Source organism: Actinoplanes sp. NPDC026623 (assembly GCF_040638275.1).
In the GTDB taxonomy this organism is placed as follows: domain Bacteria; phylum Actinomycetota; class Actinomycetes; order Mycobacteriales; family Micromonosporaceae; genus Actinoplanes.
On record NZ_JBEZXZ010000117.1, the window covers coordinates 13,392 to 27,939 of the forward strand.

Below are 14,548 nucleotides of genomic sequence, written 5' to 3' on the forward strand. Positions count from 1 at the left end.
CGCCGGCGTGGCCTTGGCGGTCGCCGCCTTGGTGGCGGTCTTCGCCGCCGCCGTCTTCGTGGCGGTGCGGGCCGGCGCGGCCTTGGTGGCCGTGGTCTTCTTCGCCGCCGCCGTCTTGGTGGCGGTCGACCGGGCCGGAGCGGCCTTGGTGGCCACCGACTTGGTTGCGGTCTTCTTCGCCGGCGTGGCCTTGGCGGTCGCCGCCTTGGTGGCGGTCTTCGCCGCCGCCGTCTTCGTGGCGGTGCGGGCCGGCGCGGCCTTGGTGGCCGTGGACTTCGCCGCCGCCGTCTTGGTGGCGGTCGACCGGGCCGGAGTGGCCTTGGTGGCCGTGGACTTCGCCGCCGCCGTCTTCGTGGCGGTCGACCGGGCCGCGGTGGCCTTGGCGGCAGTGGACTTCACTGCCCCCGTGGTCTTCTTCGGGGCGGTGGCCTTTGCCACCTTGCCACTCGCGACCATCTCCCGGAAGCCGGTTCCGGGTTTGAATGCGGGGACGGACGTCTTCTTCACCTTCACCGGTTCACCGGTGCGCGGATTGCGCGCGGTACGCGCATTGCGCGCCCGCTTTTCGAAGACTCCGAAACCGGTAATGGCAACGCGATCGCCCTTGGTTACGGCGTTCTGCACCTCGCTGATCACCGCATCCAGCGCTGCTGTCGCCGTCTTCCGGTCCCCCAGTCGGGCGGCGAGCGCCTCGACGAGCTCGGCCTTGTTCACTGGTTTCCTCCCGAACGTGAGAACTGGCCCAATGCGAGCCATTCTGCGCGCACCGTATGCCCTCTGACCAGCAGACACAAACATCTGCTCAAAAAATATCGTTGTGTCGCAACGATTTCGCCCCCACCGAGGAGCCGGTGAGGGCGAAAGCGCCTGCAAGGACAAGGGAATTCGGGGTCAGACGACCACCGGCCGGTAAGCCGGGCGGTCCTTCTCGTACGAGGTAATCATCTGCTCGTGGCGCAGCGTCAGCCCGATGTCGTCAAGGCCCTCCATGAGGCGCCAGCGACTGAAATCATCGATGGGGAAGGTCCAGATGGCGTCGTCCACTCGCACTTGACGCTCGGCGAGGTCCACGGTGATCTGCTTGTCCGGTTCACTGTCGGCCATATCCCAGAGCGCCTCGACGGCCTTCTGGTCGAGCTGCACCGGCAGCAGACCCTCCTTGAGGGCGTTACCCCGGAAGATGTCGCCGAAGCGGGGCGCGATGACGGCCTTGAAGCCCCAGTCCCGCAGGGCCCAGACGGCGTGCTGGCGCGAGGAGCCCGTACCGAAGTTGGGGCCGGCGACCAGGATCGTCGCGCCCGCGTGCGCGGGGTTGTTGAGCACGAAGGCGGGGTCGTCGCGCCAGGCGCTGAACAGCCCGTCCTCGAAGCCGGTACGGGTGACCCGCTTCAGGTACACGGCCGGGATGATCTGGTCGGTATCCACATCGGAGCGCCGCAGCGGCATGACAGTGCCGGTGTGGGTGGTGAACTTGTCCATGGTTGAGGCTCCTGCTCAGAGGTCTGCCGGGGCGGCGAGCCGGCCGACCACGGCGGTGGCGGCGGCGACCTGCGGCGAGACCAGATGGGTACGCCCACCGCGGCCCTGCCGGCCCTCGAAGTTGCGGTTGGACGTGGAGGCGGCGCGCTGGCCGGGGCTGAGCGTGTCCGGGTTCATGCCCAGGCACATGGAGCACCCGGCGAACCGCCACTCGGCGCCCGCCTCGGTGAAGACCCTGTCCAGGCCCTCGGCCTCGGCTGCCTCGCGGACCTGGTAGGACCCCGGGACGACCATCATGCGTACGCCCTCGTGCACCCGGTGGCCGCGCAGCACCTCGGCGGCGGCGCGCAGATCCTCGAGGCGCCCGTTGGTGCATGAGCCGACGAAGACCACGTCGACTGCGACATCCTTGAGGGGCGTGCCGGCCTCGAGGCCCATGTATTCCAGGGCCCGGCGGGCGGCGTTGCGCTCCGACTCCTCGACGAACTCCTCGGGGTCGGGCACCACGGCGTTCAACGGGGCGCCCTGACCCGGGTTGGTGCCCCAGGTGACGAACGGGTGGATCGTGGAGGCGTCGATGTGGATCACGGTGTCGTACTCGGCGCCCTCGTCGGAGGGGAGCGTGCGCCAGTACTCGACCGCGGCGTCCCAGTCGGCGCCCTGCGGCGCGTGCTCGCGGCCCCGCAGGTACGCGAAGGTGGTCTCGTCCGGCGCGATCATGCCGGCCTTGGCGCCCCACTCGATCGACATGTTGCAGATGGTCATCCGGCCCTCCATGGAGAGCCCGCGGATGGCCTCGCCGCGGTACTCCACGATGTGGCCATTGCCGCCGCCGGTGCCGGTCTGGGTGATGAGCGCGAGGATCAGGTCCTTGGCCGACGCGTCGGGGTGCAGCTCCCCGTCGACCACGACCGCCATCGTCTTCGGCTTGGCCTGCGGCAGCGTCTGGGTGGCGAGCACGTGCTCGACCTCGCTGGTGCCGATGCCGAAGGCCAGCGCGCCGAACGCGCCGTGCGTCGCGGTGTGCGAGTCACCGCAGACGATCGTGGTGCCGGGCTGGGTGAGACCGAGCTGCGGGCCGATCACGTGCACGATGCCCTGCTCGACGTTGCCGAGCGAGCGGATCTGCACGCCGAACTCGGCGCAGTTCTTGCGCAGGGTCTCGATCTGCGTACGCGAAACGGTGTCGAGGATCGTCATCAGGTCGCCGCGGCGGGTGTTGAACGCCGGGTCGGCGTACCCGGTCGGGGTGTTGTGATCCTCGGTCGCGAGCGTGAGATCGGTGCGCCGGACCGTGCGGCCCGCCAGTCGCAGGCCGTCGAAGGCCTGCGGGCTGGTCACCTCGTGCAGCAGGTGCAGGTCGATGTAGAGCAGATCAGGCTCACCCTCGGCAGCACGCACGACATGGTCGTCCCAGACCTTCTCGGCCAGGGTCCTCGGCTTCGGAGTGACTCCCACCATCTGGACATCCTAAATTCTGGGAGGTATGTTTCGGCTTGTGGGACACAGTATGAGCGGTGTCGGCGTTCTCGACAAGGCGGTGGTCATCCTCGCGGCCTGTGTCGACGGCGCCAGCCTTGCCGAATTGGTCGACCGGACGAAGCTGCCGCGGGCGACCGCGCACCGGCTGGCACAGGCCTTGGAGATCCACCGGATGCTGGTCCGGGACACCCAGGGCCGCTGGCGCCCCGGGCCGCGCCTGGGTGAGCTCGCCAACGCGGCGCCCGACGTGCTGCTGACGGCTGCGGAGCCGCTGCTGTCGGCGCTGCGCGACGCGACCGGCGAGAGCGCGCAGCTCTATCTGCGCCGGGCGGACGAACGGATCTGCGTGGCCGCGGCGGAGCGCGCGAGCGGCCTGCGCGACACCGTGCCGGTGGGCTCGGTGCTGCCGATGGTGGCGGGTTCCGCGGCGCAGATCCTGCTCGCCTGGGAGCCGCCGGAGGCCGTGATGCCGCTGCTGCCGCGCTGCAAGTTCACCGGCCGGACCCTCGCAGAGGTGCGCCGGCGCGGGTGGGCGCAGAGCGTCGCCGAGCGCGAGCCGGGTGTGGCAAGCGTCTCGGCACCGATCCGCGACCGCACCGGGCGGGTCATCGCCTCCATCTCGATAAGCGGTCCGATCGAGCGGCTGGGCCGCCGGCCCGGCGAGCGCCACGCGATGGCCGTCGTCCGCGCGGGACAGCGCCTCAGCGGCCTCTGACCGCACCGCGGCCACCAGGCCTCACGGGGTCCAGACGGCGTTGTCGTGCGCGAAGACCACCCGGGCCGGGTCGAAGCTCAGCAGCCGGTCCATCCAGGCGGGCGGAAACGGCAGCGGCGGCCCCGCCCCGTCGCGCCCGGCCCGGCCGGCGAGCACGTCGCCCGTGAAGCCGGCCGCGTGGTCGTGGCTCTGCCCCGCGACTATCACCGTGCCGTCGCGGCGGCGCACGACCAGGGACTGGTGGCCGGCCGTGTGGCCCGGCGTGGGCACGATCACCACCCCGGGCAGGATCTCGGCCTCGCCGTCCAGCTCCACGTAGACCGCGCCCGGGCTGTCGATCAGCCGGGGCAGGGTGTGGTCCGCCACGGTGCGTGCCGCGTCCAGCTCGATCCGCTGCGTGTAGATCGGCCGGCTCGGCAGGCCGGGGTTGCCGCCGGCGTGGTCGAAGTGCAGGTGGCAGTTGACCACGTGCCGCACGTCACGCGCCGCGGCTCCGGCGGCGGCCAGCGCCGCGGCCACCGGGACCCGGTGCGGACGGTAGTGGGCGTCCACGTCCGGGTCCGCGCCCATGCCGGTGTCGACCAGCAGCAGGCCGTCCGGATGCTCGACGAGATAGCCGAGGCAGGGCTCGACCCGGGGCACGCCGGTGCCGGTCTCGGCGGGCGGACGGATGAAGTAGCCGAAGTCGACCCTTCGCACACGGATGTCCGCCACCGGTAAACCAGAGCACACAAAAGCGGCCCGTGTCATCGACACGGGCCGCTTGCGTTTTGTAGCCCCGAAGGGATTCGAACCCTCGCTACCGCCTTGAGAGGGCGGCGTCCTAGGCCGCTAGACGACGGGGCCAGAACACGCTCAACTTCCGATCTTGCCTTGCTGCTGCCTTCGCTTTCGCTTGAGCAACGGTGCGGAACTCTATCAGAAGTCCAGCACCACCGGCCCTCGCGGGCACGGCAGCGCTGGGGTACCAGGACTCGAACCTAGACTAACTGGACCAGAACCAGTCGGGCTGCCAATTACCCCATACCCCATCGGTACGGCTTGCCGTACCGAGTGGAAACTCTACCTGAGCCCAAGGTGGCGACCAAATCGGGTCACCACGCGACGTTGAGTGACCTCGCGACTACTCAAACATGTCACTGTCCCGGGCCCACTCCGCGAACGTCGTGGCCGGCCGCCCGGTCAGTTCGGTCACCGTCGGCACCGCCGCCTGCGGGTGCCGGGACAGCTCGGCGAGGCCGTCGGCGTACCAGCGGGCGTACTCGCCCATGACCCCGGAGAGCTGGGCCACCAGGTCCTCGTGCGGCAGGTCGACGTAGGTGAGCTCGCGGCGCAGCACCGCGCCGAGCTGCTCGACCCGTTGCCGCCGGGTCAGCGACTCCGGGCCGGTCAGCTCGTACGAGCGGCCCTCGTGCCCGTCCTCGAGCAGGCAGCGGGCCGCGACCGCCGCGATGTCCCCCAACGCGATGGGCGCGTTCGCGGCCGAGCCGTAGCCGTCGCGGACCACGTCACCCGCCGCGATCTGCGCCGACCAGATCCTCGAGTTGGTCATGAATTCGCCCGGCTCCAGGTGCACGTAGGGCACCCCGCACTCCTCGACCCCGTCCTCGATCGCCTGCCAGTGGTCGCCCTTCGCGCCGGCCATGTCGACGATGCGCCGCACCCCGGCGGCCGCCGCCAGCCGGCAGGTCTGCGCGTTGGTCTCGATCAGCGGCGCCAGGTACATGCGGTCGACGCCCGCGAGGGCGGCGGGCAGGGTCCCGGGCCGGCCCAGGAAGCCCCGCACGACCTCGACCCCGTCCGGCAGCCCGGCCCGGCCGGGGTTGACGGTGAGCGCGCGGACGTCGTCGGCGCCGAGCGCGAGCAACTCGTCGACGACCAGCCGGCCCACCCCGCCGGTCGCGCCGGTAACGAGGATCTTCATGCCGTCCTCCAGTTATCGTAGGGGCTACGGAAACCCTTCTCGTAGGGTATACGAGATGACGGAGTTCAGCGGAACGACCGATCCCGACCGGATCCTGCCCCTGCTGTGGCGGCACCGGACGGCGCGCCCGGCCACCACCGGACGGCCGCCGCGGCTCAGCGTCGACGACGTGGTGGCGGCCGGCATCGCCATCGCCGACGCCGAGGGGCTGGCGGCGGCGTCGATGGCCCGGGTGGCAGCGCGGCTCGGGGTCGCGACCATGACGCTCTACACCTACGTGCCGTCCCGCAACGACCTGGTCGAGCTGATGGTCGACGACGTGCTCGGCGGCCGGCTGCTGCCCGGGCCCGGCGACGAGCGGCCCGGCACCTGGCGAGACCAGATCCTGCTGTACGCCGACCGCACGATCGCCATGTACCGCGCGCACCCCTGGCTGTCGCACGTCTCCCGGGTCCGCCCGCCGCTCGGCCCCGGCATGCTGCGCGAGAGCGAGTACGTGCTCTCCACGCTGGGCGCCGTGCCCGTCGAGCGGCGCAACACGGCGGCGGTGACCATCACCATGTTCGTGACGGCCGCGGCCCGGCACGAGGGCGAGAACGCCCAGCTGCGCCGGGACGGCGGCCAGTCCAACGACGCCTGGTGGGGTCAGCGCGGGCAGCTGTGGGAGCAGTGGTTCGACGTCGAGCAGCACCCCTCGATGACGCAGCTGTGGAACGCCGGCGGCTTCGACCGCGGGCCGGATCAGCAGGCCGCGGACGCGTTCGCCCACGGCCTGCGGCTCATCCTCGACGGGATCGAGCGGGAATCCGAGCCTCAGTCCAGCGACACGACCGGGTTGCGCAGCTCGCCGATGCCCTGAACGGTCACCGAGACGGTCTCGCCGGAGACGATCCGGCCCACCCCGGCCGGCGTGCCGGTCAGGATGATGTCGCCGGGCAGCAGCGTCATGACGTGCGACACGTAGGAGACCAGGGTCGGCACGTCGAAGACCATGTCCTTGGTCCGGCCGAGCTGGCGCATCTCCATCTGGTCCGGGTTGCGGCCCACCTCGCAGCGCACCTCGAGGTCGCTGACGTCGAGCTCGGTCTCGATCCACGGCCCGATCGGGCAGAACGAGTCGAAGCCCTTGGCCCGGGTCCACTGCGGGTCGCTGCGCTGCAGGTCCCGGGCGGTCACGTCGTTGCCGCAGGTGTAGCCGAAGATGGCCTTCTCCGCCCCGGCCCGGTCCACCCGGCGGGCGCCGGTCGCGCCGATCACGACGGCCAGCTCCGCCTCGTGCTCGACCTGCGTGGATTGCGGCGGGATCCGGATCGCGTCGTTCGGGCCGATCACCGAGGTGGACGGCTTGATGAAGATCAGCGGCTCCTTCGGCACCTCGTTGCCCAGCTCCGCGGCGTGCTCGGCGTAGTTGCGGCCGACGCCGATCACCTTGCTGGAGAAGATCGGCGCGAGCAGCCGGACGTCGGCGAGAGCCCACCGCTGACCCGTGAAGCGCACCTGCTCGAACGGGAGGCTGCCGATCTCGGCGACGGTCAGGCCCCTGGCGCCGGCCCCCGACTCACCCTCGACGACGCCGAAGGACACGCCACCGGCATGAACAAAACGAGCAAAACGCACGGAAAAAACCCCATCCATTGAGCGACGAACACGCAGGTTCGAGGCTACGCGCTGCGCAACGCCGGGCCCGTTCCCAGCCGCCGCACCGGCGCGGTGCGGCTCCGGGTGGCCGACATCACATATCCCGTACGCAGCCCCGGCGCGGAACGCCCCGCGGCGGCAACCGGACTCATTCGGGCGTTCCTCACCACAGACCACGCCGAGGCTCGATAGGAGTGGACTTGCTGGATACGCTGGTGCGATGCGGATCAGCGAAACCCACGCGCTGACCACCGTGCTGCCCTCGGTCGGCTGGATCCCGCTGGCCCGAGCCCACACCGAGCGCGCCGACGAGATGACAGCCGGCCACCGTGCCCGCAAGGCCAAGGGCGAGAAGCACGCCATAGAGGATTTCCTCTACGACTACTACGGCACCCGCCCGGCCCAGCTGCGCCGCTGGCACCCCGGCATCGGCACCGGCCTGGCCGCGGCGCCGATCGGCCTGGCCGAGCACTCGACCTGGAAGTGGTACAAGGCGCATCCCGACGGCGTGGTCACGCTGGACGTCGAGGCCTACATGCACGCCCGCGGCGAGAGCGTGCGCTACATACACGGCCTGCTCACGGCGACCGCGTCGCGGCCGGCGTTCTCGGGCTGCTTCGGCCTGCACGAGTGGGCGATGGTCTACCGCCAGCCGGAGCACCGGCACTCGCTGCCGCTGCGCCTCGGCCAGGCCGCGACGGACGAGGTGGTCGAGCAGCACCCGATCCGCTGCACCCACTTCGACGCGTTCCGCTTCTTCACCCCGGAGGCGGTCGGCCTCAACCGCCTGCAGCCGACCCGCGCCACCCAGGTCGACCTGGACCAGCCCGGCTGCCTGCACGCCGCGATGGACTGCCACAAGTGGGCGAGCAAGCTCGGCCCCGCCGTCCCCGGCGCGCTCGCGCTCGACTGCTTCGCCCTGGCCGGCGACATCCGCCTGCTGGACATGCAGGCCAGCCCCTACGACCTGTCCTCATACGGCCAGGAGCCGGTAAAGATCGAGACCGCCGAGGGCAAGGCCGAATACGTGACCCGGCAGCGCGAGTTCGCCCGCCGCGCGGCCGCGCTGCGCCACCGCCTCATCCGCGTCTGCGAAGAACTGCTCGGCCCCGCCCTGGCCGCCGAAAACCGCGAGGCCGTGGCCCCGCACAACATCTGATCCCGTACGACGAACTCCTGGACGTCCTCGTCCGGCGCTACCCGTGATCCACACCGACGCCCACCTCGCGACCACAATGGACTTACCGGAGTCCGGTCGCGTTCGGACCGGCGGGCAGGCCGCCGGCGGGCCGTCAGTCGGAGTCGGCGCGCCTGTTCTGCTTGGTCTTGCTGCGCCGCTTCTTGTCGGCGATCCGCCGCTCGACGGCGCCGCGCGACGGCCGGGTGGCCCGCCGGGCCCGGGGCGGCGCCGCGATGGCGCCGGCGACGATCCCGGCCAGGCGAGCGGCCGCGGCCTCCCGGTTGCGCAGCTGCGACCGGTGCTCGGAGGCGGTGACGGTGAGGACTCCGCTGACCAGCCGGTTGCCGAGCCGCTCGACCGCCCGGTCCCGCAGCGAGGCCGGCAGCATCTCCGACCCGGCCAGGTCCCAGGACAGCTCCACCCGCGAGTCGGTGGTGTTGACACCCTGACCGCCGGGTCCGCTGGAGCGCGAGAAGCGCCAGGAGAGCTCCGCGGCCGGAATTGTCAGCCGCTCGCTCACCTGCACGTCATCCGCCACGCCGCACAGCATCCCACTCGACCGGCCGCACCCGCCAGGCAGTTTGTGGATCAAGAAACGGCGACGGGGTCGCGGACGGCGGAGAGGGGCCTTCCGCGACGCCCTGCGCGGCACCGTCACGGCCGGGGATCCCAGCGCGGGCGGTGCGCCGTAACGACCTCCCTGGGTACCGATGGCGTCAAGAGTGGCCGAAAGCGCACCGAAGGAGCCTATCGACCAGCGAAGACGGGATACTGGGACGCGGCGCCGCCGATGGGCGGGTGCCGCAACAGGGAGGTTGTGTGTCTGCTCAGCCCGTACCGGTCGCCGAGACCGGCTATCCGTGGCCCATCGAAACCGCGCGCCTGGACAACGGGCTGCGCATCGTCGTCAGCGAGGACAACAGCGCGCCCGTGGTGTGCGTGAACCTCTGGTACGACGTCGGCTCACGGCACGAACCCGCCGGCCAGACCGGCTTCGCGCACCTCTTCGAGCATCTGATGTTCGAGGGTTCGCAGCACGTCGCCAAGACCGAGCACATGAAACTGGTGCAGGGCTCCGGCGGCTCCCTCAACGCGACCACCAACCCGGACCGGACCAACTACTTCCAGACGCTGCCGGTCGAACACCTCGAACTCGGGTTGTGGCTGGAGGCGGACCGGATGGGCGGCCTGGTCCCGGCGCTGACCCAGGAGACGCTGGACAACCAGCGCGAGGTGGTCAAGAACGAGCGCCGCCAGCGCTACGACAACGTCCCGTACGGCGACGCCTGGCTGCGGCTGCTGCCGCTGCTCTATCCGCCGGGGCACCCGTACCACCACGCGACGATCGGGTCGATGGAGGATCTGAACGCCGCGAGCCTGGACACCTTCAAGGCCTTCCACCAGCAGTATTACGCGCCGAACAACGCGGTGCTGACGGTCACCGGCGACGCCTCGCCGGCCGCGGTCTTCGCGCTCGCCGAGAAGTACTTCGGCGCGATCGAGGCGGTGCCCGACATCCCGCCGGCGCCGCGCGTCCACCTCGCCGGCCCGGCCGCCGAGCCGGTCTCCGAGACCGTGACCGGCAACGTTCCGGCGCCGCGGATCTACCTGTCGCATCGCACCCACCCGTTCGGCACGGCCGGGTACGACGCGATCACCGTGCTCGCCACCGTGCTGGGCAGCGGCCGCGGCAGCCGGCTCTACCAGCGGCTCGCCGACGGCGCCCGGATCGCCCAGCCCGACTACATCGGCGCGTACGGCGTCGATCTCGCGCACGCGCCGGCGCCGCTGATCGTCACCGCCACCGCCAAGGACGGCATCGACGCGGCGACGCTGACGGCCGGTGTCGCGGAGGTGCTGGACGGCATGGCCACCGAGCCGGTCACCGAGGCGGAGCTGGAGCGGGCCAAGGCCCTGCTCACCACGTCGTGGTGGCGGCAGATGTCCACTGTGGGTGGCCGCGCCGACACCCTCGGCCGCTATGCGACCCAGTTCGGCGACGCGGCCAGCGCCGCGTACCGGTTGCCGCAGTGGCTGGCCGTGACGGCGCAGGACGTCGCCGACGCCGCGCGCACGCTCAATCCGGAGTCCCGGGTGACCCTGACCTACCTGCCCGAGGAAGGAACCGAAGCATGAGCCTCGTTGCCACGCGACCCGGCGCGGGCCAGCCGCGGCCCTACACCTTCCCGGCCGTCCAGCGGGTCTCGGTGGCCGGCGGTGAGGTCGTCGCCGCGCACATGCCGGGCCAGTACCTGGCCACCGCCGCGCTGCTGCTCGACGCCGGCGGCGCCCGCGAGACCGAGGGCCGGGAGGGCACCGCGACCGTGCTCGCCAAGTGCCTGGAGGAGGGCACCTCGGCCCGGGACTCGGCGGCGTTCGCGCTGGCCCTCGAGGGCCTGGGCGCCGAGCTGTCCACCTCGGTCGACTGGGACGCGTTCCGCGTCGGTGTCTCCGTACCGGCGGGCCTGCTGCCGCGGGCCGTCGCCCTGCTGGCGGAGGCGGCACGGACCCCGCGCCTGGATCCGGCCGATGTCGCGCGGGTGCGCGACGACGAGGTGACCGCGCTGCGGATGGACTGGGCGCAGCCCGGCCCGCGCGCGGACGCCGCACTGCGGATGGATCTCTTCGGCACCGGCGAGCGGTACGGCCGCCCCCTGCACGGCGACCCCGCGTCGGTGGCCGCCGTGACCGCCGAGGACGTGGTCGCGTTCCACGAGTCCTGGTTCAGGCGGGCCGGTGTGCTGCTGGTCGCCGGCGACCTCGAGCGGCTCGACCTGGCGGAGCTCGGTGCGCTCGCGTTCGCGGGCACGTCCGGCCCGGCGCTGACGCCGGCGCCGCCGCTGGCCGTCTCGGTGGGGACCAGCCGCCGGGTGCTGCTTGTCGACCGGCCCGGCTCGGTGCAGTCGACGCTGCGCCTCGGGCACCGCGCCCCGGAGCGGGCGCACCCGCAGTACGTGCCGCTGACCCTGGCGGCGACGGTGCTCGGCGGGGCGTTCACCTCCCGGCTCAACCACTTGATCCGCGAGGTGAAGGGCTACACGTACGGCATCCGCGCCGACTTCGCGATGACCCGGCGGTTCGGCCGGTTCGGCGTCAGCACCTCGGTGCAGACGGCGGTGACCGCGCCGGCGCTCGTCGACACGATCGGCGAGATCACCCGGACCTGGCAGGACGGCGTCACCGAGGAGGAGCTGGCGGTGGCCCGGACGTGGCGGGCCGGACAGCTCACGGTCGACATGCAGACGCCGGGCGCGATCGCCAGTTCGCTCGCCACGCTGGTGGTGCACGGCCTGCCCGACGACTACTACGCGACGCTGCGGCAGGGCCTGCTCGACGCGACGGTCGCCGACGTCTCGTCCGCCGCGCAGGCGCACCTGCACCCGGACGGGCTGACCCTGGTCGTCGAGGGCGACTCGGCGCTGATCCGCGACGAGCTCGCGGCGGCCGGCATCGGCGAGATCGTTTCCGCGGAGGTCTGAGACAGGCGGGCCGTCATCCACATTGATGGCGGCCCGCGTATTGCCACGGGGTGTCCGGCGGGTTTCAATGGCGCCGACGCCCTCCCGTGAGAGCGCTCTCGCACCAGCGTTGGAGCCCCCGACATGCCCACCAACTACTCGGCCGTTTCGGTGCCGTCCTCCCGGCGCCGGCTGCCGGCGCTGCCCGCCGCGGCCCCGGCGGCCGCCACCGGCGCCGCGCCCCTGCTCGCCCCGCAGGCCGCGTCCGCCGGCACCTGCCAGCCCCGGCACGTGGTGGACCGCGCGCTGGCCGGTCCGGTCGGCCGCGCCTACCACTACCTGGACGTGGTGCAGGACGCGTACGTCAAGGGCGGCGAGCCGCGGCTGCTGCAGAGCTACAACAACGAGAGCGAGTTGATGACGACCGCGTTCGTCTACGACAACGCGCTCGCGACCCTGGCCTACCTGGCCAACCCGACCGTTGCGAACGTGCGCCGGGCCCGGCTCATCGGCGACGCCCTGCTCTGGGCGCAGGCCAACGACGAGACCCACGCCGACGGGCGGGTACGGCAGGCGTACGCGGCGGGCCCGATGCTCTTCTACGGCGGCGGGCCCTGCTTCCCCGGGCTCCGGCGCGCCGACGGCAAGGCGGCGTTCCTGGCGCCGTTCGGCTTCGGCGGCTCCTCGACCGGCGACATGGCGTGGGTGGCCCTCGCGCTGGCGCAGTTGTACGTCGACACCCGGATCGCCAAGTACCTCGACGGCGCGGTGGCGCTCGGCCACTGGATCGCCGAGCGGGAGTCGCCGTACCGCCACGGCGGCTACCACGGCGGCCTGCAGGGCGACGGCGAGACCGCGCAGAACTGGGCGTCGACAGAGCACAACATCGACGCGTACGGGCTCTTCGCGCTCCTGGCCAAGCTGACCAGGGACCGGCACTGGACCGCCCGGGCCGCGGTCGCGGACAACTTCGTGCGGGCCATGTGGAACCGGGCCGACGGGCACCTCTGGACCGGCACGCTCGGCGGCGAGGGCGAGGACCCGAACCTGATCAACGTCGGCAACGTTCCGGAGGACGTGCAGAGCTGGGCGCTGCTGAGCATCGGCGACGGTCATCACGGCGAGGCCGTCGACTGGGTCACCGGCAACCTGTGCAACACCGACGGGACCGTCTCCGGCGTGACCTACAGCAGCCAGGCCCGGCTCATCACCGGCAACGTCTCCGGCAGCACGATCCCGAACAACCGCGACGCCGTCTGGCTGGAGGGCAACGGGCACACCGCCCTGGCGCTGCTCAGGCGCGCCGGGCGCGGCGACGCGGCGCTGGCCAAGCGGCTGCTGACGCAGACCGCGATCGCGCAGCAGAACCTCGGCGCCGGGCAGACGGTGGGCCTGACCGCCGACGCCGACGGCGGCCGGCTCTCCAACCCGGCCGAGGGCGGCACCTGGACCGGCACGCCGCTGCCGGAACGCTCCGGCATCGTGGCGGCCACCGGAGCGCTGGACACCGGCTTCGCCTTCGGCTACTTCGCGCGCCAGCACGTCGGCGCGACCTCCTGGTTCCTGATGGCGGCGCAGAACTTCAACCCGTTCCTGTGACGTGCCTCTTGATCGCTCGGTAAGGGTGGCATCCGCCGGATAGCGTCGCCGCCATGACGATCACCACCGACGCGCCCGTGACGCAACCGGTCCGGCGCCGGGTCCGGCGGGTCGCCTGGCTTGTCCTGCTCTGGCTGCTCGTGCTGCCCGGCACGATCTGGTCGCTGCTGCGGCTCGGCGGCCTGGAGCGGGGCCTGATGGTGCAGCTCTTCGCCTTCACCCCGTACGTCGCGGCGTGGTCGGTGGTGCCGGTGATCGCGGCGCTCGCCACCCGGCGCTGGCTGGCCGGGGCGGTCGCGGCGGTGACGCTGGCGCTGTTCGCGGTGGTGATGCTGCCCCGGGCGCTCGCCGACGGCGACCGCGGCCCGCGGGACGGTGTGACGCTGCACGTGATGACGTCGAACATGCTCTTCGGCAACGCCGACCCGGCGGAGATCGTCCGGCTGGTCCGCGCCAACGACGTGTCGGTGCTGGCGCTGCAGGAGTTCAGCCCGGGCGGGCAGACCCGGCTGGCGCAGGCCGGGCTGGGCGAGTTGCTGCCCTATTCGTCGCTGGGCGCGGAGTACGGCGCGAGCGGCTCCGGCCTCTACTCCCGCTTCCCGATCACCAACCCGGGCGTGCGGCGCAACGGCGGCGGCTTCAACCAGGCGTACGGGACCGTCCAGCCGCCCGGGGCGGGCGCGGTCGTGGTGGAGTCGGCGCATCCGCTGGCCCCGTACTCGATCGAGATCCTGGGCGACTGGCGCGACGACCTGAACGCCGAGCCGCGCGCCGACCCGGCGGGCCTGCCCCGGATCCTGCTCGGCGACTTCAACTCGACGCTCGACCACGCGCCGCTGCGCGACCTGATCGGCAGCGGCTACCGCGACGCCGCGGACGCGGCCGGCGCGGGCCTGGCCGGCACCTGGGGGCCGTACGACGGCGGTCCGCTGCCCCCGGTGACGATCGACCACGTCCTGGCCGACGAGCGCCTCGGCGTCGGCGCGGTGAGCGTGCACGAGATCCCGGGCAGCGACCACCGCGCGACCGTCGCGGAGCTGCGGATCCCGGCCGCCTGACCCCGCGCGCCGGGC

The 14,548-nt window shown here is 72.1% G+C and carries 15 protein-coding genes and 2 tRNA genes; 7 read left to right on the top strand and 10 right to left on the bottom strand.

Going from position 1 to position 14,548, the window contains the following annotated elements; genetic code table 11:
• From AB0F10_RS28605 to leuC, 3 genes are all read right to left on the bottom strand, one after another.
• On the bottom strand, positions 1 to 714 hold a 714-nt coding region (locus tag AB0F10_RS28605; protein ID WP_360631623.1), incomplete at its 3' end, for an HU family DNA-binding protein.
• Between the two features lie 177 nt (positions 715 to 891).
• The gene (gene leuD, locus AB0F10_RS28610) at positions 892 to 1,479 is read right to left on the bottom strand and encodes a 3-isopropylmalate dehydratase small subunit (protein WP_360631626.1); all 588 of its coding nucleotides are present in this window, start codon (positions 1,477 to 1,479) and stop codon (positions 892 to 894) included.
• 15 nt (positions 1,480 to 1,494) lie between these two features.
• The gene (gene leuC / locus AB0F10_RS28615) at positions 1,495 to 2,940 is read right to left on the bottom strand and encodes a 3-isopropylmalate dehydratase large subunit (RefSeq protein ID WP_360631629.1); all 1,446 of its coding nucleotides are present in this window, start codon (positions 2,938 to 2,940) and stop codon (positions 1,495 to 1,497) included.
• Positions 2,941 to 2,989: 49 nt separating this feature from the next.
• On the opposite strand from leuC, the gene AB0F10_RS28620 reads away from it, so the two are divergent.
• Positions 2,990 to 3,676, top strand: coding sequence for an IclR family transcriptional regulator (locus AB0F10_RS28620; protein ID WP_023561932.1), 687 nt, complete (start codon positions 2,990 to 2,992; stop codon positions 3,674 to 3,676).
• A 21-nt stretch (positions 3,677 to 3,697) separates the two neighbouring features.
• Here the strand turns inward: AB0F10_RS28620 and AB0F10_RS28625 are convergent, their stop codons facing one another.
• The 4 genes from AB0F10_RS28625 to AB0F10_RS28640 form a co-directional block, all read right to left on the bottom strand.
• Positions 3,698 to 4,390 (bottom strand): MBL fold metallo-hydrolase, encoded by a 693-nt coding sequence (locus AB0F10_RS28625; protein ID WP_360631632.1) that lies wholly within the window; start codon positions 4,388 to 4,390, stop codon positions 3,698 to 3,700.
• A gap of 59 nt (positions 4,391 to 4,449) precedes the next feature.
• Positions 4,450 to 4,522 (bottom strand) — tRNA-Glu (locus AB0F10_RS28630).
• Between the two features lie 113 nt (positions 4,523 to 4,635).
• Positions 4,636 to 4,707: transfer RNA gene (locus tag AB0F10_RS28635), tRNA-Gln, on the bottom strand.
• A gap of 92 nt (positions 4,708 to 4,799) precedes the next feature.
• Complete coding sequence (locus AB0F10_RS28640; RefSeq protein ID WP_360631635.1) at positions 4,800 to 5,600, bottom strand: NAD(P)H-binding protein; 801 nt, start codon at positions 5,598 to 5,600, stop codon at positions 4,800 to 4,802.
• Positions 5,601 to 5,655: 55 nt separating this feature from the next.
• Between AB0F10_RS28640 and AB0F10_RS28645 the strand changes: the two genes are divergently transcribed.
• Entirely contained in the window at positions 5,656 to 6,459 is an 804-nt protein-coding gene (locus AB0F10_RS28645; RefSeq protein ID WP_360631638.1) for a TetR/AcrR family transcriptional regulator C-terminal domain-containing protein, read from the top strand.
• Here the strand turns inward: AB0F10_RS28645 and AB0F10_RS28650 are convergent.
• The gene (locus AB0F10_RS28650) at positions 6,414 to 7,217 is read right to left on the bottom strand and encodes a fumarylacetoacetate hydrolase family protein (RefSeq protein WP_360631641.1); all 804 of its coding nucleotides are present in this window, start codon (positions 7,215 to 7,217) and stop codon (positions 6,414 to 6,416) included. The genes AB0F10_RS28645 and AB0F10_RS28650 overlap by 46 nt on opposite strands.
• 44 nt (positions 7,218 to 7,261) lie before the next feature.
• Positions 7,262 to 7,390 carry a hypothetical protein gene (locus AB0F10_RS28655; protein WP_360631643.1) on the bottom strand — a complete coding sequence of 43 codons (129 nt, stop codon included), beginning with the start codon at positions 7,388 to 7,390 and terminating at the stop codon, positions 7,262 to 7,264.
• 68 nt (positions 7,391 to 7,458) lie between these two features.
• Here AB0F10_RS28655 and AB0F10_RS28660 point away from each other — a divergent pair, with 68 nt between their 5' ends.
• Complete coding sequence (locus AB0F10_RS28660) at positions 7,459 to 8,397, top strand: 3-methyladenine DNA glycosylase (protein ID WP_360631646.1); 939 nt, start codon at positions 7,459 to 7,461, stop codon at positions 8,395 to 8,397.
• Between the two features lie 133 nt (positions 8,398 to 8,530).
• Here AB0F10_RS28660 and arfB read toward each other — a convergent pair whose 3' ends face one another.
• Positions 8,531 to 8,956, bottom strand: a complete 426-nt coding sequence (gene arfB, locus AB0F10_RS28665; protein ID WP_360631649.1) for an alternative ribosome rescue aminoacyl-tRNA hydrolase ArfB — start codon at positions 8,954 to 8,956, stop codon at positions 8,531 to 8,533.
• 281 nt (positions 8,957 to 9,237) lie between these two features.
• Here arfB and AB0F10_RS28670 point away from each other — a divergent pair, with 281 nt between their 5' ends.
• The 4 genes from AB0F10_RS28670 to AB0F10_RS28685 all read left to right on the top strand — a co-directional run bounded on the left by AB0F10_RS28670 (position 9,238) and on the right by AB0F10_RS28685 (position 14,533).
• Entirely contained in the window at positions 9,238 to 10,554 is a 1,317-nt protein-coding gene (locus AB0F10_RS28670) for a pitrilysin family protein (protein WP_360631652.1), read from the top strand.
• Entirely contained in the window at positions 10,551 to 11,897 is a 1,347-nt protein-coding gene (locus tag AB0F10_RS28675; protein ID WP_360631655.1) for a pitrilysin family protein, read from the top strand. The genes AB0F10_RS28670 and AB0F10_RS28675 overlap by 4 nt, the downstream gene beginning before the upstream one ends.
• Positions 11,898 to 12,020: 123 nt before the next feature.
• Positions 12,021 to 13,475: a hypothetical protein gene (locus tag AB0F10_RS28680; RefSeq protein WP_360631658.1), complete on the top strand. Its 1,455-nt coding sequence runs from the start codon at positions 12,021 to 12,023 to the stop codon at positions 13,473 to 13,475.
• A 53-nt stretch (positions 13,476 to 13,528) separates the two neighbouring features.
• Positions 13,529 to 14,533 carry an endonuclease/exonuclease/phosphatase family protein gene (locus AB0F10_RS28685; RefSeq protein WP_360631661.1) on the top strand — a complete coding sequence of 335 codons (1,005 nt, stop codon included), beginning with the start codon at positions 13,529 to 13,531 and terminating at the stop codon, positions 14,531 to 14,533.
• Positions 14,534 to 14,548 lie beyond the last annotated feature (15 nt).

What these genes read in the sequence shown, in the direction of transcription:
- AB0F10_RS28675 (WP_360631655.1), top strand. Translation starts at nt 10,551, where the DNA reads ATGAGCCTCGTTGCCACGCGACCCGGCGCGGGCCAGCCGCGGCCCTAC.
- AB0F10_RS28620 (WP_023561932.1), top strand. Translation starts at nt 2,990, where the DNA reads ATGAGCGGTGTCGGCGTTCTCGACAAGGCGGTGGTCATCCTCGCGGCC.
- AB0F10_RS28660 (WP_360631646.1), top strand. Translation starts at nt 7,459, where the DNA reads ATGCGGATCAGCGAAACCCACGCGCTGACCACCGTGCTGCCCTCGGTC.
- leuC (WP_360631629.1), bottom strand. Translation starts at nt 2,940, where the DNA reads ATGGTGGGAGTCACTCCGAAGCCGAGGACCCTGGCCGAGAAGGTCTGG.
- leuD (WP_360631626.1), bottom strand. Translation starts at nt 1,479, where the DNA reads ATGGACAAGTTCACCACCCACACCGGCACTGTCATGCCGCTGCGGCGC.
- AB0F10_RS28680 (WP_360631658.1), top strand. Translation starts at nt 12,021, where the DNA reads ATGCCCACCAACTACTCGGCCGTTTCGGTGCCGTCCTCCCGGCGCCGG.
- AB0F10_RS28640 (WP_360631635.1), bottom strand. Translation starts at nt 5,600, where the DNA reads ATGAAGATCCTCGTTACCGGCGCGACCGGCGGGGTGGGCCGGCTGGTC.
- AB0F10_RS28685 (WP_360631661.1), top strand. Translation starts at nt 13,529, where the DNA reads ATGACGATCACCACCGACGCGCCCGTGACGCAACCGGTCCGGCGCCGG.
- AB0F10_RS28645 (WP_360631638.1), top strand. Translation starts at nt 5,656, where the DNA reads ATGACGGAGTTCAGCGGAACGACCGATCCCGACCGGATCCTGCCCCTG.
- AB0F10_RS28655 (WP_360631643.1), bottom strand. Translation starts at nt 7,390, where the DNA reads ATGAGTCCGGTTGCCGCCGCGGGGCGTTCCGCGCCGGGGCTGCGTACG.